This window comes from Thalassospira sp. MIT1004 (assembly GCF_001858545.1).
In the GTDB taxonomy this organism is placed as follows: Bacteria; Pseudomonadota; Alphaproteobacteria; order Rhodospirillales; family Thalassospiraceae; genus Thalassospira; species Thalassospira xiamenensis.
On the sequence record NZ_MCAO01000022.1, the window covers coordinates 438,777 to 460,959 of the forward strand.

General features: G+C 55.2%; 25 protein-coding genes. 5 read left to right on the plus strand and 20 right to left on the minus strand.

Annotation, left to right across the window (positions count from 1 at the left end):
* Positions 1-31: 31 nt before the first annotated feature.
* Positions 32-1,027, minus strand: coding sequence for a BMP family ABC transporter substrate-binding protein (locus tag BC440_RS10725; RefSeq protein WP_071240101.1), 996 nt, complete (start codon positions 1,025-1,027; stop codon positions 32-34).
* A 600-nt stretch (positions 1,028-1,627) separates the two neighbouring features.
* Between BC440_RS10725 and BC440_RS10730 the strand changes: the two genes are divergently transcribed.
* Both BC440_RS10730 and BC440_RS10735 read left to right on the plus strand, forming a co-directional pair.
* Complete coding sequence (locus tag BC440_RS10730; protein ID WP_071240102.1) at positions 1,628-3,223, plus strand: bifunctional metallophosphatase/5'-nucleotidase; 1,596 nt, start codon at positions 1,628-1,630, stop codon at positions 3,221-3,223.
* A 145-nt stretch (positions 3,224-3,368) separates the two neighbouring features.
* Positions 3,369-4,319 (plus strand): carbohydrate kinase family protein, encoded by a 951-nt coding sequence (locus tag BC440_RS10735; protein ID WP_071240103.1) that lies wholly within the window; start codon positions 3,369-3,371, stop codon positions 4,317-4,319.
* Here the strand turns inward: BC440_RS10735 and BC440_RS10740 are convergent.
* The 7 genes from BC440_RS10740 to BC440_RS10770 form a co-directional block, all read right to left on the minus strand.
* Positions 4,316-5,173: a type 1 glutamine amidotransferase gene (locus BC440_RS10740; protein WP_071240104.1), complete on the minus strand. Its 858-nt coding sequence runs from the start codon at positions 5,171-5,173 to the stop codon at positions 4,316-4,318. The two genes, BC440_RS10735 and BC440_RS10740, sit on opposite strands and share 4 nt — an antisense overlap.
* A 46-nt stretch (positions 5,174-5,219) precedes the next feature.
* The gene (locus tag BC440_RS10745; protein ID WP_071240105.1) at positions 5,220-6,389 is read right to left on the minus strand and encodes an iron-containing alcohol dehydrogenase; all 1,170 of its coding nucleotides are present in this window, start codon (positions 6,387-6,389) and stop codon (positions 5,220-5,222) included.
* A gap of 29 nt (positions 6,390-6,418) precedes the next feature.
* Positions 6,419-7,810, minus strand: a complete 1,392-nt coding sequence (locus BC440_RS10750; RefSeq protein WP_071240106.1) for an aldehyde dehydrogenase family protein — start codon at positions 7,808-7,810, stop codon at positions 6,419-6,421.
* An 84-nt stretch (positions 7,811-7,894) separates the two neighbouring features.
* The gene (locus BC440_RS10755; RefSeq protein WP_071240107.1) at positions 7,895-9,262 is read right to left on the minus strand and encodes a glutamine synthetase; all 1,368 of its coding nucleotides are present in this window, start codon (positions 9,260-9,262) and stop codon (positions 7,895-7,897) included.
* A gap of 256 nt (positions 9,263-9,518) precedes the next feature.
* Positions 9,519-10,571: a TRAP transporter substrate-binding protein gene (locus BC440_RS10760; protein WP_071240221.1), complete on the minus strand. Its 1,053-nt coding sequence runs from the start codon at positions 10,569-10,571 to the stop codon at positions 9,519-9,521.
* 169 nt (positions 10,572-10,740) lie between these two features.
* Positions 10,741-12,066, minus strand: coding sequence for a TRAP transporter large permease subunit (locus tag BC440_RS10765; RefSeq protein WP_071240108.1), 1,326 nt, complete (start codon positions 12,064-12,066; stop codon positions 10,741-10,743).
* Positions 12,063-12,572, minus strand: coding sequence for a TRAP transporter small permease subunit (locus BC440_RS10770; protein ID WP_037987544.1), 510 nt, complete (start codon positions 12,570-12,572; stop codon positions 12,063-12,065). Before BC440_RS10770 ends, BC440_RS10765 begins: the two co-directional genes overlap by 4 nt.
* 508 nt (positions 12,573-13,080) lie before the next feature.
* Here BC440_RS10770 and BC440_RS10775 point away from each other — a divergent pair.
* The gene (locus BC440_RS10775; protein ID WP_071240222.1) at positions 13,081-13,956 is read left to right on the plus strand and encodes a MurR/RpiR family transcriptional regulator; all 876 of its coding nucleotides are present in this window, start codon (positions 13,081-13,083) and stop codon (positions 13,954-13,956) included.
* A gap of 97 nt (positions 13,957-14,053) precedes the next feature.
* On the plus strand, positions 14,054-14,296 hold the full coding sequence (locus BC440_RS10780) for an Lrp/AsnC ligand binding domain-containing protein (protein ID WP_007089884.1): 243 nt from the start codon (positions 14,054-14,056) through the stop codon (positions 14,294-14,296).
* Between the two features lie 81 nt (positions 14,297-14,377).
* Here the strand turns inward: BC440_RS10780 and BC440_RS10785 are convergent, their stop codons facing one another.
* Positions 14,378-14,857: a hypothetical protein gene (locus tag BC440_RS10785; protein ID WP_247643563.1), complete on the minus strand. Its 480-nt coding sequence runs from the start codon at positions 14,855-14,857 to the stop codon at positions 14,378-14,380.
* Between the two features lie 346 nt (positions 14,858-15,203).
* On the opposite strand from BC440_RS10785, the gene BC440_RS10790 reads away from it, so the two are divergent.
* The gene (locus BC440_RS10790) at positions 15,204-15,557 is read left to right on the plus strand and encodes a hypothetical protein (RefSeq protein WP_063093033.1); all 354 of its coding nucleotides are present in this window, start codon (positions 15,204-15,206) and stop codon (positions 15,555-15,557) included.
* Here BC440_RS10790 and BC440_RS10795 read toward each other — a convergent pair.
* Genes BC440_RS10795 through BC440_RS10845 form a run of 11 tightly spaced genes read right to left on the minus strand, consistent with a single transcriptional unit; the run spans position 15,554 to position 22,181 of the window.
* Positions 15,554-15,787 carry a hypothetical protein gene (locus tag BC440_RS10795; protein ID WP_071240110.1) on the minus strand — a complete coding sequence of 78 codons (234 nt, stop codon included), beginning with the start codon at positions 15,785-15,787 and terminating at the stop codon, positions 15,554-15,556. The two genes, BC440_RS10790 and BC440_RS10795, sit on opposite strands and share 4 nt — an antisense overlap.
* Positions 15,708-15,947: a hypothetical protein gene (locus BC440_RS10800; protein ID WP_063093032.1), complete on the minus strand. Its 240-nt coding sequence runs from the start codon at positions 15,945-15,947 to the stop codon at positions 15,708-15,710. The genes BC440_RS10795 and BC440_RS10800 overlap by 80 nt, the downstream gene beginning before the upstream one ends.
* Complete coding sequence (locus tag BC440_RS10805) at positions 15,944-16,591, minus strand: cell wall hydrolase (protein ID WP_063093031.1); 648 nt, start codon at positions 16,589-16,591, stop codon at positions 15,944-15,946. The genes BC440_RS10800 and BC440_RS10805 overlap by 4 nt, the downstream gene beginning before the upstream one ends.
* A 1-nt stretch (position 16,592) precedes the next feature.
* A complete protein-coding gene (locus BC440_RS10810) occupies positions 16,593-16,790 on the minus strand; it encodes a hypothetical protein (protein WP_063093030.1) in 198 nt (65 codons plus the stop codon).
* Positions 16,787-17,119 (minus strand): phage holin family protein, encoded by a 333-nt coding sequence (locus tag BC440_RS10815; RefSeq protein ID WP_063093029.1) that lies wholly within the window; start codon positions 17,117-17,119, stop codon positions 16,787-16,789. Before BC440_RS10815 ends, BC440_RS10810 begins: the two co-directional genes overlap by 4 nt.
* A 41-nt stretch (positions 17,120-17,160) precedes the next feature.
* On the minus strand, positions 17,161-17,454 hold the full coding sequence (locus BC440_RS10820) for a hypothetical protein (protein ID WP_071240111.1): 294 nt from the start codon (positions 17,452-17,454) through the stop codon (positions 17,161-17,163).
* Between the two features lie 37 nt (positions 17,455-17,491).
* A complete protein-coding gene (locus BC440_RS10825) occupies positions 17,492-17,827 on the minus strand; it encodes a hypothetical protein (protein ID WP_071240112.1) in 336 nt (111 codons plus the stop codon).
* A complete protein-coding gene (locus tag BC440_RS10830) occupies positions 17,824-18,204 on the minus strand; it encodes a hypothetical protein (RefSeq protein WP_071240113.1) in 381 nt (126 codons plus the stop codon). Before BC440_RS10830 ends, BC440_RS10825 begins: the two co-directional genes overlap by 4 nt.
* 10 nt (positions 18,205-18,214) lie before the next feature.
* Positions 18,215-19,225 (minus strand): hypothetical protein, encoded by a 1,011-nt coding sequence (locus tag BC440_RS10835; RefSeq protein WP_071240114.1) that lies wholly within the window; start codon positions 19,223-19,225, stop codon positions 18,215-18,217.
* The gene (locus BC440_RS10840; protein ID WP_071240115.1) at positions 19,225-19,554 is read right to left on the minus strand and encodes a hypothetical protein; all 330 of its coding nucleotides are present in this window, start codon (positions 19,552-19,554) and stop codon (positions 19,225-19,227) included. The genes BC440_RS10835 and BC440_RS10840 overlap by 1 nt, the downstream gene beginning before the upstream one ends.
* 14 nt (positions 19,555-19,568) lie before the next feature.
* Positions 19,569-22,181: a phage tail protein gene (locus BC440_RS10845; protein WP_071240116.1), complete on the minus strand. Its 2,613-nt coding sequence runs from the start codon at positions 22,179-22,181 to the stop codon at positions 19,569-19,571.
* Between the last annotated feature and the right edge of the window lie 2 nt (positions 22,182-22,183).

Consider the following 22,183-nt stretch of genomic DNA (forward strand, 5'->3'; position numbering starts at 1 on the left):
CACTACAAATCCCCGGTTTGTTCGTCCTGCCTTACATCGGGCAGGCGCTGTCGCTCATGTAATCGTGGACTTCAAGGTTGCCGGAAATGATTTCTTCCTTGGCTTTGGCAACAGCCGCTTTCATGTCGTCGGTGATAAGCTTTTCGTTGTTCTCGTCAAGAGCCCAGTCAACACCGCCTTCTGCAAGACCAAGAACGGTGACGCCCGGCTTCCATGTATCGTTGGCTGCCGCGTCGAACGCTTCGTAAACAGCAACGTCAACACGTTTGAGCATTGAGGTCAGAACCGAACCCGGATGCAGGGCATTCTGGTTGGAGTCAACGCCGATACCAAGCTTGCCGGCATCCGCCGCCGCCTGCAGAACACCGACACCGGTGCCGCCTGCTGCGTGATAGACAACGTCAGCCCCTCGGTCGAACTGCGATTTCGCAAGCTCGCCACCTTTAACCGGGTCATTCCATGCCGCACCGGTGGTGCCGGTCATGTTCTGGAAAACTTCGGCATCGCCATTGGCGTGTTTAACGCCCTGTGCATAACCGCAGGCAAATTTGCGGATCAGCGGAATGTCCATGCCACCGATGAAGCCGACCTTGCCGGTTTCCGATGCCATGGCTGCCAGAACACCAACCAGGAACGAACCTTCATGTTCCTTGAAAACCACCGACTGAACGTTCGGCAGGTCAACAACCATATCAACGATCGTGAACTTGGTGTCGGGGAATTCGGTTGCAACTTTCTCAAGGGCGGACGCCTGCGAGAAGCCGATTGCAACAATCGGGTTCATGCCACGGCGTGCGAAGTTGCGCATTGCCTGTTCGCGCTGCGAATCGTTCTGGATCTCGAAATCGCGATACTCGACGCCCTTGTCGGCCTTGTATTTTTCGGCACCGTTATATGCGCCCTGGTTAAACGAACGGTCAAAACGGCCACCCATGTCATAAACGACTGCCGGGTTGATTTCTGCTGCGCTCGCTACACCTGCATAGCATGCAACAGCCGCGACCATGGAGGTCAGAAGCTTTTTCATTCCGATGCCCTTCTATTGCTTGATTCTCTTTTATATCCCGCCAGCGCCCTTAACCGGCAGGACTCCCTCATCGAAAAAGTGTTTCATGCAGCAGCACCGCTTTTTTTGCCCCGGATACCGGTGCCTCTTGTGCGTATCTGCTACAGAACGCCTATGGTAACTACAAAATACGGTACTCTGTAAATAGCAGAGCACGGACCATTGACACAAAACCTGTCCATTCGGTCAGAATTCATTCTACCCCAGCTTGTCATTTTGGCGTCTATCTGCGGGGTTTCCCTTAGTTTTTACCGCATTAGCAAACGCTGACATTTTAGCCGCTGCCGATACTATTTCTTAAAGAATTTCATAATTGCACCGCGCGCCATTTCTACAATTCGGCCTACTGCCCCGAAAACGGCGCCGTCCGATTCTGCATTGCAATGAAAATACAACACCCCGCCCGAACAAATGCAGATCGACAATTTAACCGTCACGTCATCAACCGGGCGTACCCCCGCCGGAATTTTAATGCTAGGATCGCGTGCGTTCAGGGATTTGACTTTTCATGCCACGCTGGGGCGAGGGATCCCGGTGCAACGGCTTGTTCGGAGATAAAAAATGAAACGGAAAATTGCCGGGCTTCTTTCGGCCTGTACGATGCTGACTTTTGGTGCCGGTTCGGCACTTGCGGATTATGATCTTCGTATCCTGCACACCAACGACGTTCATGATCGCGTTGAATCAGTTACCAAATACAACAACAGCTGCAGCGCAGAAGACGAAACCGAAGGCAAATGCTTTGGCGGTTACGCGCGCCTTGCAACCGCCATTCGCGACAATCGCGCCATGGGCGGCAATGTCCTTGTTCTCGATGGTGGTGATCAGTTCCAGGGGTCGCTTTATTATTCGACCTACAAGGGCAAACTGACCGCCGAACTGATGGCAATGGCGGGCTATGATGCCATGACCATCGGCAATCACGAATTTGACGACGGTCCCGATGTTCTTGCCGCCTTCATCAAGGCCAGCAAAATTCCGGTTCTGTCGGCCAACGTCAAGCCGCTTGGCGGTTCCGGCCTTGAAGGCTTCATCAAGCCTGACACCATCATCGAATTCGGTGGCGAGAAAATCGGCCTGATCGGTATCACGACCGAAGAAACCCCGGATATTTCAAGCCCGGGTGATCATGTCAGCATCACCGATTCCGAAATGGCGTTGCGCTATTCCGTTGCCCGCCTGCGCCTGAAGGGCATCAACAAAATTATCGTTATGAGCCATTCCGGGTCCTACAAGGATTTTGAACTGGCAAAAACCGTCAGCGGCATCGATGTCATCGTTGGCGGACATGACAACCAGCTCTTCTCGAACACCAATGAAAAGGCCGACTATCCCTACCCGGTCGTTGAAACCGCACCGGATGGCAAACCAGTTCTGGTCGTTCAGGCCTACGCCTATAGCCGCTATCTCGGCGCGCTTGAGGTCACCTTTGACGATGACGGCGTTGCAAAGGCATGGTCGGGCGAACCGATCACCCTTGATGCCAGTATCAAACCGGCCGACGACGTTCTGGCGAAAATCGCCGAAGTCAGCGGTGCGGTAGATGCCATTCGCACGGTTGAGGTCGGAAGCTTCACCACGGCCGCCGATGGATCGCGTGAAAGCTGCCGCGCGATGGAATGCGCTATGGGTTCCCTGATTGCCGATGCAATGCTGTGGAAAGCTGGCGAAGGGTATCAGATCGCCATCCAGAATGGTGGCGGTATCCGTGCCAACATTGACGAAGGTACCGTGACAATGGGCGAAGTCCTGACGGTTCTGCCGTTCCAGAATGCTCTGGCAACCTTCAAACTGACCGGTGCCGATATCGTGGCGTCCCTTGAACATGGCGTATCAATGGTATCCGAGGGCAAGGGCCAGTTCCCGCAGGTTTCCGGTCTGAAATTCGATCTGGACCTTAACGCACCGGCCGGATCGCGCGTATCCAACGTTATGGTCAATGAAGGCGGTACTTTCGTTCAGATTGACCCATCCAAAACGTATGGTGTTGTCTCGAACGACTTCATGCGCAATGGCGGAGATGGTTATGCCCTGTTCCGCGATAACGCAACCGATGTTTATGATTTCGGTCCGAACCTTGAACAGGCAGTGGCGGAATATATCGGCATGAATTCGCCGATGACCCCGGCAACCCATGATCGTATCATGATGAAATAAACCCGATCTAACCAGGTTAGCCAAAGGGCGGCGCACGATGATCCCGTACGCCGCCCTTCTTGTTTTGCTTGCGTTGAATTGACCCCGCAGCTTATGACTTTGCGCCAGCCATCAAAGATCGTTTAACAATAAACAGAGCATCATCTTGATCAACCCTGCCAGCAACATCCTTTGCCTTGGCGCAGCCCATTTTGACCGAACCCTGCAATGCACGGAAACATTCGTGCCTGCGGCGTCAAACCCTGTCCGGACCCTGCACCGCAAACCCGGTGGCGTCAGTCGCAATATCGCGGTTCACCTGCGGTTGCTGGGATGTAATGTCGGTATGCTGGGTGCGGTCGGCGACGATGGCGACGGCGATCAGATCATCCGCTCCTTATCGGAAATCGGTATCGATACCCGGCAAATCCGCAAAATCCCCGGCGGCCATACCGCGGGTTACACCGCCATCCTTGACGAAACCGGCGAACTGGCCCTCGGCCTGATGGATGCCGAAATCTATGACCGCCTGACATACGATCTTCTGGCTGATCAACTGGCAAATATTCAAAACTGGCCCTGGTGGATGGTCGATGCCAATCTGCCGACCGAAACGCTGATCTGGCTAGCCGACCAGAAAGGCACATCACGCTTTTGTGCCGCGACCGTATCCCCGTCAAAATCGGCCCGTTTCAAGCCACTTCTGGACAAACTTGATGTCCTGATCGCCAACCGGGCAGAAGCAAAAGTTTTATCCGGTGTTGAAATCAACGACATTGATGATGCCAAAAACGCAATCACGGTTCTACGCGATCATGGCATTCCCCATATTGTCATCACGCTGGGTGCCAAGGGTGTCGTATCTGCCGATGGCCGTGAAACTGCCTTCTGGCGTCCTTTGCCAACCAAGGTCGTTGACGTCAATGGAGCCGGGGATGCGTTTTATTCGGGCTTCCTGTCGGCTTTCAGCAAACTGGAAACCGGCTTTGACGCCGCGATTGGTACCGGCCTTGCCATGGCAAGTCTGACGGCGGAAACCCACGGCACAACTGTCTGGAACCTTGATAGCAAAACGGTTCAGGAACGCGCGTTAAACGCCTACAAAGAAACGATCTAACTGCGAATTTTACCGACTGAATATTTCAACCAGTTGCCAAGTTCCAGCAATCTGCGTTCATAGCGCAGCGCATCATTATCAATCCCGTATTGCCACGCAAGATCGCGCCGATCCGGATCCTGATGCAGCGTCATCCAGTTGGTCGCCATGGTTTCAAGCGCCCCCTGATCGGCGAACAATCCGGCATCAATCAACCGCTGCCCGTACCGCCGGAAAATCGCGGCAAGTTCCGCCAGCGTATATTCCGGATGGTATTGCACGCCCCAGAATTTCAGGCCGTCATTTTCCATCACAAACGCCTGAATATGGCTGTGTTCGTTCCCGGCAAGGATCACGGCCCCCTTGGGCGGAACCGATACTTCGTCCATATGCACGGTCAGTGCAGAAAAACAGACCGATTTCCCGCGATACATCGGATGCGCAACCCCTGCCCGGTTCAGGCGGATCATGCGGCCCACGCCGATCTCGCGCCCATTGGGCGATGCGCGCACTTCACCGCCAAACGCACGGGCAACAATCTGCATGCCCCAGCAACTGCCAAATACCGGCACACCGGATTCAACCGTCGCCCTAGCCAATGGCAACTGGTTTAAAACCGCGTCTTCATCGATATAGGCATTCAGCGCCGAGCCGGTCCACGCAATGCCGTCAAAATCGGTAAGCTTCACACCGTCGGGAAGACAGTCCGGCCCATCATCCGCAGGCCGGACAATCGTAACATCAAGTTCAGGATCAAGGCGTCTCAGGGCCACTTCATACCCCTCGCCCGATGGCGATCCCCCCAGTGAACGGTTGAATTCATTCACTTCGTGGCGATTGCCATCGACAATCAGGATTTTTCTGACGTTTTCCATGATAACACCCTGATCCCGTTATTGTTCTGGTTATCGTTTCTTGAACTTAGCCAAGCTCACCGACACAGGCCTGACGGAAGATTTCGGCATAATCAGCCACCGAAAGTTCAATCGGGTTGCCTCCATCGGACGGATCACCCTTGGCTTTGGTCGCGACTTCGTCGGCTCGGTTTACGTCGACACCGATTTCCGCCAGCGTATTGACGATGCCAAGACGCGTCCGGAATGACAGAACCCATTCAAACAAGGTGTCAAAGCCCGGTGCAGCTAGGCCCAGCAAACGGCAAATCGTTTCACAATTGCCTTCAATCGCACGGCGGTTGGCCCGCATGACATAAGGCAAAAGGATGGCATTGGTCAGGCCATGGTGGGTGTCGAAAATCGCCCCGATCGGATGGGCCAGTGCGTGAACACCGCCAAGCCCCTTCTGGAAGGCTGTTGCCCCCATCGACGCTGCCGAAAGCATATCGGCACGCGCCTCGATATCCTTGCCATTGTCATAGGCTCGCGGCAGCGCATCGGCAATTAGGCGCATACCTTCAAGGGCAACACCGTCTGCCATCGGATGATAACCCGGCGCACAATGGGCTTCGAAACAATGCACAAACGCATCAACACCGGTTGCCGCCGTCACATGAGGCGGCAGGCCCACGGTCAGTTCCGGATCGGAAATTACGATGGCTGGCAACATCTTCGGATGGAAGATGATTTTCTTTTCGTGTGTATCTTCCTTGGTGATCACGCTGGCACGGCCCACTTCGGAACCGGTCCCCGACGTGGTCGGAACCGCAACAATCGGTGCGATACCGGCCGGATCGGCACGGGTCCACCAGTCGCCGATATCCTCGAAATCCCACATAGGGCGGGTCTGCCCCGCCATTAGGGCAACGGCCTTGGCCGCGTCAAGGCCCGAACCGCCACCAAAGGCGATCACACCGTCATGACCGCCTGCACGATAGACCGCCAGACCGTCTTCAACGTTTTTGCCCGTCGGGTTGCCTTTCACCCCGGCAAACAGCCCGGTCGGAAGCCCTGCGGCTTCGTTTGCGGCAATTGCATCACGCACCATCGGCAGGTCCTTAAGACCCTCGTCGGTGATCAGCAACGGCTTTTTCATGCCGGTTGCCTTGCAGGCATCAGCCAGTTCTGAAATACGGCCCGGACCAAAACGCACGGAGGTCGGGAAGTTCCAGTTTCCAACAATCTTCTTGGTCATTTCTGTATCCTTTGCGCGCAAACGCCACGTTAAATCTTGGTCCGCAGGTGGAAACTTTTGGGCCGGGTCAGGGATTCGTAACCCAGTTTCGAAAGCGTGCATCCACGTCCCGAATTTTTCACCCCCGTCCAGGCCAGTGCCGGATCAAGGTAATCTGCACGGTTCATGAAAACCGTTCCGGTCTGAAGCCGGTCACCAATCGAAAGGGCAGCATCCTCATCCGCTGTCCAGATCGATGCCGTCAGCCCGAATTCACTGTCATTCATCAGGGCAATGGCTTCATCGTCGGATGTCACCTTCATAATGCCGACGACCGGGCCAAAGCTTTCCTCGCTCATGACGCGCATCGAATGATCGACATTGATCAAGACCTGCGGTGCCAGATACGGGGTGCCTTCCTTGTTGGCGGCAAATTTCGACGGGTCGATCAATGCCTTTGCGCCGTCGCGGATAGCATCGGCAATCTGGCCCCGTACGAAGGCCGCTGATGATGCACGCACCATCGGGCCAAGATTGGTTTCCGTATCAATCGGGCTGCCAAGGCGGTATTGCGATACAAGACCGGCAGCCTTCTCGACAAAGGCATCAAAAACGCTTTCATGGGCGTAAATCCGTTCAATCCCGCAGCACGACTGTCCGCTGTTAAAGAACGCGCCATCAATGACGTTTTCCACCGCATGATTGATATTGACGTCCGAACGCAGATAGGCCGGGTCCTTGCCGCCAAGCTCCATACCTGTCGCGATGAACTTGCCACCAACCGCTTTCTGAACCGCATGACCGCCCGGCACCGAACCGGTGAAATTGACGAAATCAATACGGATATCGCCCATCAGTTTTTCCGCATCCGCATGGCTCAGATGCAGATACTGGAACAATCCTTTGGGCAGACCGGCGGCTTCAAACGCCTCGGCAAAGCGTTCGGCACAAAGCGGGGTCTGGTGCGAATGCTTCAACACCACCGCATTCCCCGCCATAAGGGCCGGAACAACACCGTTCACCGCCGTCAGATACGGGAAGTTCCACGGTGCGATGATCGCAACGACGCCCAATGGCTCGCGACGGATGAAACGGTTAAAACCGGCCTTCTCGCCCGGATTGTAATCGCCAAGCGCCTCAGGCGCGATGTCGATCATATAATCGGCGCGTTCCTTGAAACCGTTAACCTCGCCACCAGCTTGCGAAATCGGCCGCCCCATCTGCCAGCTGATCTCGGCGGCAATTTCATCCTTTTTCGCAACAAAGGCGGCAACCGCCTTGCGCAGGATTTCCTGACGGGTCGCGACCGGCACATTGCGCCATTCGGCCTGTGCGGCGCGGGCAACATCAAGTGCCTTGTTGATCTCGGCGGCACCGGCAAGCGGACGCTCGACATAAACGGATCCATCAACGGGCGAGATGGTGCGTAAACTCTCAGACATGATGCCTCACAATTGGAGAATGAGTTAGGGCGCTAAGATATGTGACCAGGCGCGAAGCGACGATGCGTCGCCCCGTGCAACAGATCAAATAATTTCGAAGTAACGCTGCATTTCCCAGTCGGTAATCGCCTTGCGGAATTCGCGTTCTTCCCATTCCCGCGATTGGGCGTAATGGGTCACGAATTCTTCACCAAACAGCGCTTTTGCCGCCGCGGATTTGCGCAAACGTCCGGCTGCCTCGTAAAGGGTCGCTGGCAACGTCGTATCTTCGGGGAATTCCTGCGCATAGGCGTTGCCGACGACCATTTTGCCCGGCTCCACCTTGTTTTCAATGCCCCAAAGCCCCGAACCGATGGCCGCCGAAAGCGCGATATATGGGTTAATATCCGCCGCCGCAATGCGATATTCAATACGCTGCGATTTGGCACTACCCGGAATGACACGAAGAGCCGTGGTACGGTTTTCAACACCCCACGTTGCCGTCGTCGGTGCCCAGAAACCCGGGATCAGTCGCGAATAACTGTTTACCGTGCAGGCCACCATCGACAGCAGTTCCGGCATCAATTTCTGCTGACCGCCAAGGAACCAACGCATTTCATCGGACATATTGTGCGGCTTGTTGGCGTCATAAAATGCCGCCCGGCCATCCTTGCCCTTGATCGAAACATGCATATGACCCGACTGCCCCGGCCAATCAGGTGACCATTTCGCCATAAAGGTCGCCATCCATCCGGCACGCTGGGCCAGAACCTTGGTAAAGGTTTTGAACAATGCGGCTTTATCGGCGGCTCTTAATGCTTCGTCATAACCGATGGCGGCTTCCAGCACACCCGGACCGGTTTCGGTATGAAGTCCCTCAATCGGGAAATCCATCCTTTCACCCAGTTCAAGCAGGTCATGATAGAATTCTGAATGCACGGAATTGCGCAGCATCGAATAACCGTAAAAACCCGGCGTAATGTTCTTGAGATTGCGATAGTTCTTTTCACGCACAGAATGCGGATCTTCCTCGAACAGGAAAAACTCGAACTCGCAGGCAGCCGACACGTCATATCCCATCTGATCGGCTTTATCGAGGACACGGCGCAATGTGCCACGCGGGCACACGGTTTCCGCCCGTCCCTCGAACTCGCCAAGGAACAGAACGGTATCGTCTTCCATCGGCAATTCGCGGCAGCTTTCGGGGATCACGCGCACCGGTGCATCCGGATATGCCGTGTGCCATCCTGTAAACTCGGATTTGTCATAGAGCTGGTCATTTGAATCCCAACCCAGAACCACATCACAAAAGGCGAAACCGGAATCGAGTGCTGACAGGAATTTGTCGCGATGCATGTATTTGCCGCGCATGATTCCGTCGACGTCGAAAATACCGATTTTGACGAATTTGATGTCTCGTTCCTTAATCAGTTTTCGTGCGTCATCGGCGGTTTTGACATCCTTCGCCTGCATCGGCGGCCTCCTGTGATTTGGGCTTTGTTATTGTGTCGGACTGACCGGTTCCTGCCCGTTTTTGGTCATCGCGTCTTGTGACGTCTTGTTGCGTAACATAAATTACACTATGCAACAAATAAACATAAATTTTGCTTTTTGTATTATTTGTTACAATCCGTAACATCAACCAAACCCTAGGGAATGCAGGGAACACAGACACAAATGATGCGCCTGCGCGCCCCTGCCCGGTCAAATGTGACCATTCCCGATTGGCTTAGCTGTAACGATACGGCTTGCCCGCTTTTTCCATCACAGCAGCATACTGTTTGAAGATGTCCACAACTCTGGCGCAACGCGGGCTGGTCTGTGCAATCTCGTCCCAGAATTTATGTGCTTCGGCTTCGACCGTCGCCCATTCCGCATCCGGGATCGAGGTCAGCTTCATCTTCGTACCATGGGTACGAAGTTTGGCTTCACCACCCCAGTACCAATGCTGGCGATAATAGTGCGAGCTGTCCATGCACAGCTTGAACAGAACTTTCAGATGTTCCGGAAGTTCGTTCCAGCGTTCTTCATTGGCAAAGAACGAGCCACACCATGCACCGGAAATGTTGTTGGTCAGGAAGTAGTTGGTCACATCTGCCCAACCGACCGTGTAATCCTCCGTGATGCCCGACCATGCAATCCCGTCAAGCTCGCCGGTCTGAACGGCAACCTCGATGTCTTCCCAAGGCAGGGTGACCGGAACAACGCCAAAGCGCGACAGGAATTTACCCGCCGTCGGGAAGGTAAAGACGCGTTTGCCTTTAAGGTCTTCCAGACTGTTGATCGGATCAACCGTTGCAAAATGGCACGGGTCCCACGAACCGGCCGAAAGCCATTTGACACCTTCGACTTCGCCATACGCCTCGTCCCAGATTTCATTCAGACCGTATTCTTCAAACAGGACCGGAACGTCAAGGCTGTAACGGGTCGCAAACGGGAAATAGCCGCCAAAGACCGAAATATCGACCGGAGCCGCAATCGAGTCATCATCGGACTGAACCGCATCAATGGTACCGCGCTGCATGGCACGGAACAGCTCGCCGGTCGGAACCAACTGATCGGCGTAATAAAGTTCGATTTCCATTTCACCGTTGGCGACCTTGTTAAAGGCATCAATCGCCGGCTTGATAACATGCTCGCCCAATGCCGGACCGGCATAGGTCTGCAAACGCCAGGTGATCTTGGCATTCTGCGCCTTGACATAAGGTGCGGCAAAGGCGGTCGTACCCGCTGCTGCGGTTGCAACACCGGCTTTTTTCATAAAGTCGCGTCTCGTCGTCATTGTATCATCTCCCTGATCGATGAAGTTCGTTAACGCATTCATTAACTGCCCTGCCCGCCTAACGGGTCTGGCAGCGCCTCCTGTTGTTGGAAATTCAAACCTCCCCTGAATTGATTTTGTTTTGAACGGCGGGGCCTTCTGCGACCCCGCCGGTATCGGATTCGTATTGTTACCGGGCGTAATGCCATTCCGGCAGCCACAGCGCGATCTGCGGGAACACCATCACAATGCCCAACGCCATCGCCATGATGATCACAAACGGTGTGATCGATTTATAGATGTCCTTTAACGTCACCTCTGGCGGTGCCATGGCACGCATCAGGAACAGGTTGTAGCCGAACGGCGGCGTCATATAGGCGATCTGGCAGGTGATGGTATAAAGCACGCCATACCAGACCAGATCGAAACCAAGTGCGCCGACCAGCGGCACATAAAGCGGCGCCACGATCACCAGCATCGCTGTGTCATCAAGGAACATGCCCATCAGGATGAAGGAAATCTGCATCATGATCAGGATCTGCCACGGACCAAGTCCAAGCTGATCGACAAAGAAACTTTCAATCGCCTTGACCGCACCCAGCCCGTCAAACACCGCACCAAATGCCAGTGCCGCCAGAATGATCCACATAAACATGCAGCTGATCGAAAGCGTCTTGCGAAGGGTTTCTTCCATGACAACGCGGTTCAGACGACGCTTGAACAAGGCAGCCAGGGTAGCGGCAAGCGCCCCCACCGCCGAGCTTTCCACAAGCGACGTAATCCCCATCAGGAACAGACCGGTCATCGAGAAAAAGATGAACAGCGGAACAATCCCCGCCTTCAGCAATCCGATCTTGTCACCCCAGGTGATTTCCGCGCGTTCTTCCTTGCTCAGTGCCGGGCCCATATCGGGCTGCAGCCAGCAGCGAATGGCGATATAAACGATGAACATCCCGGCCATCAGCAGCCCGGGGAACACCCCCGCCAGCCAAAGCTGTCCAACAGGCTGACGCGCGATCATGCCATACAGCACCAGAACCACACTTGGCGGCACAAGGATGCCAAGCGAACTGCCCGCCTGGATCACCCCGGTCACCATGATCTTGTCATAGCCGCGTCGCAAAAGTTCCGGCAGCGCGATACTCGCCCCGATCGCCATGCCCGCAACGCTCAGCCCGTTCATGGCCGAGACCGCCACCATCAAAACAATCGTCCCGATGGCAAGGCCACCGCGGACCGGCCCCATCCAGACATGGAACATCCGGTAAAGGTCGTCTGCCAGACCGGATTCGGAAAGCATGTAACCCATATAAACAAACAGCGGCAGCGTGAGAAGCGGATACCACTTCATCAGCTTCATCGCGGCACTGAACGCCATTTCAGAACCGCCATCCCCCCACATGCCAAGCGCGAAGACAACGGCAACAAAACCAATGGCACCAAAAACCCGTTTCCCAGTCAGAAGCATCAGCATCATCGTGGAAAACATCAGAAGAGCGATCATCTCATAACTCATGAAAGGCTCTCCCCGCGGGCGGCTGCCACATCTTTGAAGAAGGTTGCAATCGCCTGCAGCAACATCATGAACACGCCAAAGGTCATGATCGCCTTGATCGGCGACATCGGCGGCGACCACGCGGAATAACTGGTTTCACCATACTCGAACGCATAGGCGGTCGATGAAACGCCGCCATACAGCAGAAACGCCAGATAGAAGATCAAAAACAGGATCGTGATTGCATCAAGCCCGGCCTGTTTGCGCGGCGACAAGGCGCCATACAGCAGATCCATCCGAACGTGCGAGTCCAGCTGCATGGAATATCCCCCACCCAGCAGGAAATACGACACCATCAGGAACTGCGCGGTTTCCAGCGTCCAAAGGGCCGGAAATTCCATAAGCTTGGTGGCCGCGGAATATAAAAGCACCGCAAGCATCGCAAAGATCAGATACATCGCAAACCGGCCGATGATCCGGTTCACGCAATCGACCCATCTGACGTAGGTCTTGATAAATTCAGGCATCTAACGCCACCCCAACATCTCCCTGTTCTATCGGTCGCAACAGCGGCTGGCCTGTCATCTGCAAATACGATCCCCTCCGTTCGCATCCGGTGGACACGAACGGTGATCCGAAATGCCTTACCGCCCGGAAAAACCCGACAGGTCGAACATCGACACCAAATCTGGATGGAAGTATCCGCAGCCCTGACAACCCATATTGCATCCCCTTGTCTGCACTACCTTTTGCAAGGCCGTACCGTGTGATGAACCGCCTCCCGGGCGACCGACTTTTGCCAAGCCGTTGAATTGTTGCACCGCTTTTTGCGGCACGGGTTTTATCCCTTCTGTAACGAACGTTACATGATTTCAATTTTGATGACAAGAATATCAAATATTGTAAAATTCATTACAATCATTGTATTTGTATGTCAGACAAGGTAAACCGCGCCCGAACAATGCATAAGCGCACTTTGCGGGTGTTTGGCCATTTCATGCGGATGGCATAACCGGGGAAATCTCGCCTTTGAATGTGAAGCAGCAGGCTACAAAGCCAACGGTCGCCGAACAGATCACGCAAAAAGCCGATACACTGACCGCATCGGAACGCAAGCTCGCTCAGGCTCTGCTTGGCAACTATCCGATGGCCGGCCTTGAAACGGTGGCGACCTTCGCCGAACGGTGTGGTGTTTCTGCCCCAACGGTGCTGCGTTTTGCCAGCAAGATCGGCTTTGACAGCTATCCCGACATGCAGGCGCGTCTGCGCGGCGAACTCGAAGCCCGCCTGCAATCGCCTTTAACGCGAAGCAGCCTGCCCCGCTCGCGCAATCATTCCGGTCATCCGATGGGGGAATTGCTTCATGAAATGACTGAGGCCACCATCAGCAACATCCGCACAAGCCTTGCCAATATCAATCCGGCCGAACTGCAAAGTGCCATCGAACTGATCGGCGACTGCAAGGGATCGGTCTATATCCTTGGCGGGCGGTTCACCTCCGCCCTTGCGGTCTATGCCTATGAACATCTGCGCACCATGCGAAGCCACGTTAGGCGCGTTTCGGGGCAAAGTGCCAAATGGGCCGAAGACCTTCTGGATATCGGCAAGCGCGATGTTTTACTGGTCTTTGACGTCCGGCGTTATCAGGCCGATGTCATCGCCTTTTCCGAAGCCGCCGCCAAACAGGACGCCAAAATCATCCTGTTTACCGATCAGTGGCTCAGTCCGATTGCGCAATTCGCCCGGCATGTCTTTCCGGTGCGCATCGAAACCGGCACGACATGGGATAGCTCGGCGGCCAGCATGGTGATGCTTGAAACCCTGCTTGAAGGGGTCGGGCAGCATAACCCGGAACAGGTGCGTGCGCGCATCAAACATCTTGAAATGCTGCGCCGCCCGCCGCAATCGTAATACGCAGCGTATATTCGCCGCAGTAATGATTGAAACCACCGCCGCACCGCGATAGCTTGGGGCATAATTTTTATCCCCAAATACCGGAGCCGCACCGATGCATCCCTTTTTCATTTTCGTGAAATGCGATCTGGGCAAAGCCTATGACGTTGCCACAGCACTGGTCGAGGAAATCGAAGGGGTCTCGGAAGTCTATTCGATCTCCGGCCCGTTCGAACTGCTGGTCAAGGTCTATATCGAGGACGGGCAGGATATCGGGCGCTATGTGAACGAAAAAATCCATCTGCTGCCCCATATCAAGGACACCCAGACAATCATTACCTTCAACGCTTTCACCTGATTTTCTGCAAAGATAAAAGATATACTAACAAAAAACGCGGTGAGATTTTCGCCGCGTTTTTTGTCGGTACCGCATCTGATGCTAGTTGCGCACCACATCGCGGATCACATCAAGGATGATATCGGTCCCCTTTTCAATCAGGACCACATCATTGCCGACAATCTGGCGAATGGCATCCGAACGATATGGCAGACGCGACTGCAAATCCGCCGGAAGATCGCGCTTGGCAATCCCCGGGGGTAAGGTGCCGCCGCGCTCAAGCTTCATGGCAATGCCTGGTGGCAATCCGTCTTGGCCGTTGCCGTTGCCGTTGTCCTTGCTCTTGCCACCTTTGCCTCGATTTTCGTCATCGCCAATATTGCGGTCAACCGCATCAAGCACGTCATAAATGATACGCCGTTCTTCTTGGCTAAAACCACCCGATTGCGCGATTTCGTAAACTGGCGCAGCAGCCGGTTTGCTCGCTGCCGCCGTTGCCGTCAGAACCATCACTGCCAGCAAGGTCGAACCCGCAAGTAACAATGGTTTGGCGATGGACTTGAACGGATCGAAATACATCATCGCAACCTCGTCGGATTATTAAAGCTGATCCATCATAGATGATGTTCGAGAACGCCATTAGCGAGCCCGCCTGATACGATAACGTTTGAAATGATTGTTTTATTCCCGGCTCAAAAGAAAAAAGCACCCGTTTTGGGGTGCTTTGATCAATGGCGGACAAGGAGGGATTGGGACCGATCTTACACTTATCATCAAGTGTTTGTTTTTGCTTGTTTATTAAACTTATTGATTTTGCGTTGTGTACCAAAATGTGTACCAAAATGTGTACCAGTTTCGGTGCGATGACGACGGCCTAGAAATCGGGGATGATAATAGAACAAAACAGGAACAATCAGGATAAATAAAAATGCCCGATTGGGATGGTTACATCACGCTGCGCGATGCGGCCCGGCATGATGATCACATGTTCGTCTATTGCGCGAACCATCTATGCGATCATGGCGGGGTTTTACGCCTTGGCCCACTGATCGAACGGCATGGCCCTGATATCGGACTGGGCGATATCCTGCGCAGGATGCGCTGTCAGGTATGCGGACATCTGGGCGCATACCCGCGCGCAACGACACACAGTGCTGATCACATCGCCAAGCCACTTTATTGCCCGCTACAAGGGCGCGGGCACCGGCGGTGCCTGCCCCTGACCGAATGCGTCAAAAGCTGCCGCCTCGGCCCCACACGGGCCGGGCGGCAACAGCATTAGGAACGGCATGCCCGCAATTCCGACCGCACCCGGCCATAATCGATCATGGCACGTTCCAACGCCGAACCATCCGGCAGGGCTTCCAGTTCATCGGCAAGACGCCCCTGAAATTCCACACTATATTCGATCACCGGCGGACAGACGGCAGAATCAGAATTTGCCGTTGCGCAGCCGGTCAACAACACCGGCACGATCAGAAGGGGCAGCAGCAGCCGCTTTGCGTTGTGCATTGACGTTCTCCAGGTTGCGCGCCATGGTTTCGACCCGTTCGGCCTGCCGCCCCGCATGCCTGGCGGAAAACAGCACCAGCAGGACGGCAAGAACCGCCCCGCCAATGATCGCGATGCGCATCCACGCACCCGACAGGAACGCACCGACAGCCGCTATCATACCAGCCCCTTTGCACGGTCATTCAGCCGGGCATAAATAGCCCAGCCCGCGCCAATCGCGCCCAAAACGACACACCCCCATTTGATCACGTCAGACAGGTATGCGTATTGCTCAAGCGTGGATGAAACATCCGCCGCCACCGGGCCGACAACCGCCATGACACCGGCAACAGACGCGCCCTTGATCGTGCGCGATTGCGACAGCGGGCGTTGCTGATCCAACGCATCCTTGGCACTGATCGGCGCAGGCGTATCGATATCATTAAAGAACAGGTGTCCTGCGGTTTCAAAGCAAGGCACCTTGCCCTTGGCCCAGAATGTCTTTGAACGCACCGCGCGGGTCAGGTAATGCGTTGCCGTGCTGGTCTGATCTTCAAGCCGTCCCTCGACCGCAAGCTTGGCAATTGCACAGCATTTGTCAAACCACGCACCGGATGCACTCATGATCCGCGACAGGTTCGGGTCGTTCTGATTCCAGCAGGAAAACTGCCACGCCTGTTTGCACACCGCAGCCGGGGTTGATGGCCAGTTGCGATACCCAACCCGGTTCATCACAACACAGGCAATCGCCTGTGCATCCGCAACGTCATTTGCCTTGGCCTCGCCATAAATCGTGCGGGCCAGCGTATCAATCTGCAAATCCATATTAACCCCCACTTGCCAACGCAATCATCAGCAGGATCACAAAGACAATGACGCCAGTCACAGCCCCACCGGCAACCCCGGCAATCGTCAACCAGACACCACCGATCAGGAAGAACGCACCAACCCCGCCAATCACGGCACCGGCAACGGCAAACACCCAGATCACCGGATCACGCATAAGATCACGCAGCAGTTTCATTTTTCCGTGCCTTTCGGCGCATAGCGCATCAGGAATTTATCCAGAAGGACCTCGCCACCCCGCGGCCCGAGCCACGAACAGACGCCGATGCAGGCAATCTGCTGGCTGCCGACAAGGTCAAGATAGCTGGCAACACCCACCCCGACCGCACAGCACAGAACCGCCATCGGCAGTTCCCACAAAAGATCCCATGACCAGAACCGGCGTTGGCCGACCCGTACCAGCCGCTGATGCCACAGAAGCCGCACCATCAGCGAAAAGGCCAGCAACGGCGCATTCAGCTTAAGCACATTGGCCCAATCGAAATCCGGCGGAATGTTTTCCTGCACCTTGTCACCCCCTGATGCATGAAGTCGAAACGGCAGGTTTGTTAAGCCGGGTCGCCGGGATCACCGCGCGATGCCGGAACCGGCGCGATGTGCTGCCACGCTTCACCGCTTGCCAGAAGGCACGTCACCTGATCGGGCCGGGTAAACAGGATTGTCCATGTCTGACCATCCGGTGCGCTCAGCACCTCGATCACCCCGCCGTTTGGCGTGACACCGACAGCAACAGGTTCCTCGGCATACTTTGCCGCAAGACTATCGATCACCTTGGCGCGATCGCCACAGACGGGGCTTGCGGATATGGCGGGCGATAGCGATAAAAAAAAAGACCGCAGCAAGTGCGATCCATAATGTGCGGTTCATGGTGAATCCTGCTTACGAGGTTGACGGCCAATAGCTGTCGGCGGTGTAATCGTATGGCAGTATGACCTCAAGCCCGTCAGATGCCGTCCGTATAGATTCTGCTTGCTCTTTCAGTTCTTGTGGCACCGGATCCCCGCCAAGAATCTCACGATCAATCATCCAACGCGGGACAATTTCATCAATCCGCCGACGCGCCTCGTCTTTGATATCCTGAATTGCTGTCGGGGGGTTGAAATACGCAACGATCAAAGGATCGTCATCGGTATAAGGTTCTTCTGCTTTTCCCGGCTGCGGGGAGTAATAAACTCCCCGAACCTCGCCGTTTTCAATGTGAGGATAGCAGGTCATTGGTCCACAACCTCAATCTTGCAGTACCAGCCGAAAACCGCCGTATTCGCTGTACCGTTTTGCAATCGTATGTTGAGCGTTTCACCTTCGTCAACTTCCCATTCTCCGCCCAAAACTTCATTGCTTCCGCTGTCTGCTGCGCATGAATGCAGGCACTGATTGTTCGATGTGATCGTACTGCCGATCCACGGGAAAATTACCGAAATCCCAGCAAAGTCATATCCCTCGATGCCGTAAGATTTGACCACAGCTTTTTTGCCTGCGGGAACCGTGAAAGGCAAACTTCCAGCGTTCAAAACACCGGCATTAGAACATGCAGGGTTATCAACAGAATTGTTGCCGGGAACGTTCTCTTGTCCGTAAAAAATAGTATGCATATCTAATCTCCTATATTTGATAGCCGACAATAGCCATTGCGTGCGTTGCCGTGCCAACGTTGACGCTAGCCCAATAGATCGTCTGGGACGGGCACTTTAAATCAATGAATGTCATGCGGATTGCGTAGCCGTCATACACAACCCCAGATGATTGAGCCGCAAGAGCCTGCGCACCAAGACCAGCCGTATCAGACGCAACTCGAACGCCTGCTGTAATGTTGATTGAAGCATGGCCGAACCAGCCGTCACAGGATTTGGCAATCGGCGGGACATGCGAAGAAAGACTGACGGATGTAAAAGATGAGACACCCGCGACACCAGCAAAAACAGAGTGAGGCTGAACGCTGATCTGTCGGTCGTTTTGCAAAAACGGAAAGAAGCCCCCGCTGCTATCATTCCTAATAACGCCGATCAGAGCGGAATAGGTGTAACCGCTCGGTAAGGTCGGTGCTGTTGCGCTGGTTGAAATAAGACCGTTGGTGCTTGTGCCGTTGTAAATGGCGTGAATGTAGTACCATGTGTCAGATGCTTCTGATCCAGCATCCAGGCCATTAACGCCAGACGCCGTGATATCAACCGTGAACGAAACGTTACTTGCGAGATAAGCGGAACCTAACGAGTTTTTCAAAACCAACTCGTCGGCGGTATAGGTTGCTGTTGATGCGGTCGCGTAGGCCCCGACAAGGTTTTTAGAAGCCGCAGATACTGTTGATGAAAATATACCTGTCAGTTGCGACCCATCCCCATCCGCCCGAAGCAATCCTGCACTACCACCTGCTGCAATATCCGACGCCTGCAAAAATGCAGATGTCAGATCGCCCCGATCAATCCATGCGGTGTTTGCCGCATTGCGCTGCTTAAGCCGACTGTTGCCGGTATCCCCCCACCACATAAGCGGCCATGTCGGGCTGGGCGCGGTTGCCCCCATCTGGCATGTAGCAAGCGCCTCGATCGCACCATTCACATCCGACCGGACAACAGCACCCGAACCATCGGCAATATTCATGTCATGCTGTGCCATCAGTCGTCACTCCCCGCCTTGCGCTTGTTGCGGAAATCGCGCCAGTCGGTGGCGACTGGAGCCATAGAGATGCCTGCATTTTCCAGCGCATCGATGATCGCGATCATCGCATCTTCGGCGCAGGGCATTTTATCGCGGATCGGTTTGAACTGACCGGTCTTTGCGATGTAGCGAAACAGGCTTTTCTGTTCCAGAAGGTCACAGCCTGCCGGAAGGTCAACACCTGGTTCGTCAAGGGCAACTTCCCTGATTCCGCGCAGGATGTTTTGATCATCCAGAACGGCAACCCATTTGGTCGCCGCACCGGAAGTGCGCCGTTTTTTAGCCATGTGATTATCCTTGATTATGCAAGGCTTTCCGCGCGCACGCGCAGATCGCTGATCAGAACGTTATAGGATCCGTCCGACACCGTGATTTCGGTGCGGTACTGCGCTGCCAGGCAATATACCTCTGCCCGGTCAAGCCGCTGCCACGCCGACCATTGCGGTTCCGGCACGATGTCCGGATCATCATCTGTGGTGCGATACCAGGTGATGGCATCACCTTCACCGCCACTTTCGCCGTCAAAGCTGGCCCAGCTATCAACCGTGCCCTCGCGCTGATCAAACAGGTCAATGACATTGACAGTCTGCAGACTGACCGATGCGCTTAACACCCGTCGGCTTTTGGTGCCGAAATGATGGCCCGCCGCATGGGTATAAAGCCCGCTTGCGACGATACCGCCATAGGCATCAAGCGAGGCGATTTCATCAAAGGCCGGAATATCGTCAAACATCCCCGACCCGGTCAGTTTCAGGTCTCCGCCATCGACCGCAAGGTTTTCAAGCGTGCCGGACCATGCCGGACTTTCGACCAGATCAATGACATCGCCATATTCCTGCACTGTTGCACCATCGGTCGAAACCCATACCGCATCGGAAATCGAACCGGACGCATCAACAAATTGCAGAAGATAGCAACCTGGTTTCAGCGGCAGGACCGCCACCGTATCCCCGCCCGGAACCGGCGCGCCAATCGTGGAACTTTCCGACACCAGCGGGTCGCTGCTTGCCGGGGACCAACGGAACCGCACCTGCCCGCCCATCCGAACATCAAGTTCCGTGGATCGATCCCAACGCAGAACCGCAAGCCCGCCAAGCGCCGAAATCGTCAGCCCGGTTGCCGCCAAAGGCTTGCCCGGCAGTCCATAGATTTCGCGACGTATCGTGACATATTCCGAACTTGCGCCAACCCGGTTGACCGCCTTGACCCGGAAGTCATAGACACCGGCCGGCATATCGAATATTTCAAGTTCCGGTGCCGGGACAGGTGCATATTCCGTCCAGTCCAAAGCGCCGATTTCGCGGCTTTCAAACCGGTAGGACACGACAAACCCGTCATCGGCCTCTCCCGCCGACAGCACCGCCTTGATCTTGACACCGCCCCCTTCGCGGGTTTCATACTGGACCTCCGTCACATCCAGCCCGTCAGGCGGCGCTACATCACCCGGCCCCGGCAGGGTATTGGCCGACGATGCCGCGACGATGGTTTCATCATCGGCGGTCCAGTCATAGACCGCCGCCGCCGTCTCGCGCAGCGTGATATCCACACCCAGCCGGATCACATCACCATCATCGCGCGGTGCCAGACGCCAGGTCACCACCTCGAACGGTTTGTTATCCCAGCCATAGGCAGACCGGGTAAAGCCGACGACATCGCCGACCTGCACCGCAAATGCCTTTAGGTTGCATTTAAGTTCAACCTCGGCCTGCAGACGGTTCTTGAACAGCGCCTGCTTCTGCAACCGCTGCCCGCAGGCCGGTGACGTGGTGAACAGGAATTCACGGTCAACCGCGATTTCGCGGCCCTGATCCTCGGCAATGAAGGTTGCCGATTTCAGAACCGGTAGGTCGGTCGGCTGCCACAGACTTTCGGGGGATGAATACACCCCGCGCACCACGTTAAACAGATCGCGTTTTGACTGCCGGGTCCGCACACGGATCGGGCCGTCAAGCCAGCTTTCATCGATTTCGATTTCCGGCGTGCGGTAATAGCCCGGCAGGATCGACCATTTTCCGCCCGCACGGGTCGCAATACCGCCGCCCGGATTAAGCAATTCGCGCAGATTGTCACCGACCGGATTGCCGGTATCAATCACCCCGGAAACGACATAACGTTTTTCCGTGCCGCCCGCCGCCAGCGTGACATCTTCATCACACACATTGGCCGACGCGATAAGGGTATCTTCCTCTATCGCCTCATAGCCCGAACCGACACCGTCGGAAATCTTGACATAGTCGGCGGTTACCAGCGCCCAGTTATCGGTGTAACCGGTCGTATCGCTGCGCGGGTCATAGATATCTTTCTTGCCCTTCACCAGGCATTTGATCTGCGGGATGCCGCCCGCATAAATGTCCTGGTCATAGGTCAGTTCACAATACAGCTTGGCGCATCCGCGCTGCCGATGATCAACCGTCCATTCGCTGTTGCGTGCCCGCATCGCGGCCAGCAGGTCGGCATCGCCTGCATCCGTGCCGTCACCCTTCCAGAACCATGCAAACCCGGCATATTTGCCGATGGCATTGCCTGTGCCCGATCCGGAAAACACCTTGGTATCGCCAAACCAGATATCGCCGATTTCCTCGACCGGATGACCGGTCAGGGTGATCAGCCATTGCAGCTTGCGCTTGCCATCGGTGACATTCATGTATGTCACCGGGCCAGAAGCCTGCACCTCGCCATAAATGATCGGACGGGTTGCCAGCGGCTGGCGCACCATCTGGGTGCGGGTGGCAAGCCCGGACGCATCAAAACTCTGCCCTTTGGGCTTTTTCTGGAACGCAACCGCACCGGCATAGGTGATGACACCGGCCACAACCGCACTGATGGCGTAGGCCAGCAGGGTATTGACGACAACATAGGTCGCCGCATATTTGGCCGCCGCCGCGGCAACAACAGCAACCGCAGCCTGTGGCATGG

Bases quoted from the DNA above. Each gene is read 5' to 3' on its own strand.
- BC440_RS10725 (WP_071240101.1), bottom strand. From the start codon at position 1,027: ATGAAAAAGCTTCTGACCTCCATGGTCGCGGCTGTTGCATGCTATGCA.
- BC440_RS10730 (WP_071240102.1), top strand. From the start codon at position 1,628: ATGAAACGGAAAATTGCCGGGCTTCTTTCGGCCTGTACGATGCTGACT.
- BC440_RS10740 (WP_071240104.1), bottom strand. From the start codon at position 5,173: ATGGAAAACGTCAGAAAAATCCTGATTGTCGATGGCAATCGCCACGAA.
- BC440_RS10745 (WP_071240105.1), bottom strand. From the start codon at position 6,389: ATGACCAAGAAGATTGTTGGAAACTGGAACTTCCCGACCTCCGTGCGT.
- BC440_RS10750 (WP_071240106.1), bottom strand. From the start codon at position 7,810: ATGTCTGAGAGTTTACGCACCATCTCGCCCGTTGATGGATCCGTTTAT.
- BC440_RS10755 (WP_071240107.1), bottom strand. From the start codon at position 9,262: ATGCAGGCGAAGGATGTCAAAACCGCCGATGACGCACGAAAACTGATT.
- BC440_RS10760 (WP_071240221.1), bottom strand. From the start codon at position 10,571: ATGACGACGAGACGCGACTTTATGAAAAAAGCCGGTGTTGCAACCGCA.
- BC440_RS10765 (WP_071240108.1), bottom strand. From the start codon at position 12,066: ATGAGTTATGAGATGATCGCTCTTCTGATGTTTTCCACGATGATGCTG.
- BC440_RS10770 (WP_037987544.1), bottom strand. From the start codon at position 12,572: ATGCCTGAATTTATCAAGACCTACGTCAGATGGGTCGATTGCGTGAAC.
- BC440_RS10780 (WP_007089884.1), top strand. From the start codon at position 14,054: ATGCATCCCTTTTTCATTTTCGTGAAATGCGATCTGGGCAAAGCCTAT.
- BC440_RS10785 (WP_247643563.1), bottom strand. From the start codon at position 14,857: ATGATGTATTTCGATCCGTTCAAGTCCATCGCCAAACCATTGTTACTT.
- BC440_RS10790 (WP_063093033.1), top strand. From the start codon at position 15,204: ATGCCCGATTGGGATGGTTACATCACGCTGCGCGATGCGGCCCGGCAT.
- BC440_RS10795 (WP_071240110.1), bottom strand. From the start codon at position 15,787: ATGCACAACGCAAAGCGGCTGCTGCTGCCCCTTCTGATCGTGCCGGTG.
- BC440_RS10800 (WP_063093032.1), bottom strand. From the start codon at position 15,947: ATGATAGCGGCTGTCGGTGCGTTCCTGTCGGGTGCGTGGATGCGCATC.
- BC440_RS10805 (WP_063093031.1), bottom strand. From the start codon at position 16,591: ATGGATTTGCAGATTGATACGCTGGCCCGCACGATTTATGGCGAGGCC.
- BC440_RS10810 (WP_063093030.1), bottom strand. From the start codon at position 16,790: ATGAAACTGCTGCGTGATCTTATGCGTGATCCGGTGATCTGGGTGTTT.
- BC440_RS10825 (WP_071240112.1), bottom strand. From the start codon at position 17,827: ATGACCTGCTATCCTCACATTGAAAACGGCGAGGTTCGGGGAGTTTAT.
- BC440_RS10830 (WP_071240113.1), bottom strand. From the start codon at position 18,204: ATGCATACTATTTTTTACGGACAAGAGAACGTTCCCGGCAACAATTCT.
- BC440_RS10835 (WP_071240114.1), bottom strand. From the start codon at position 19,225: ATGGCACAGCATGACATGAATATTGCCGATGGTTCGGGTGCTGTTGTC.
- BC440_RS10840 (WP_071240115.1), bottom strand. From the start codon at position 19,554: ATGGCTAAAAAACGGCGCACTTCCGGTGCGGCGACCAAATGGGTTGCC.
- BC440_RS10845 (WP_071240116.1), bottom strand. From the start codon at position 22,181: ATGCCACAGGCTGCGGTTGCTGTTGTTGCCGCGGCGGCGGCCAAATAT.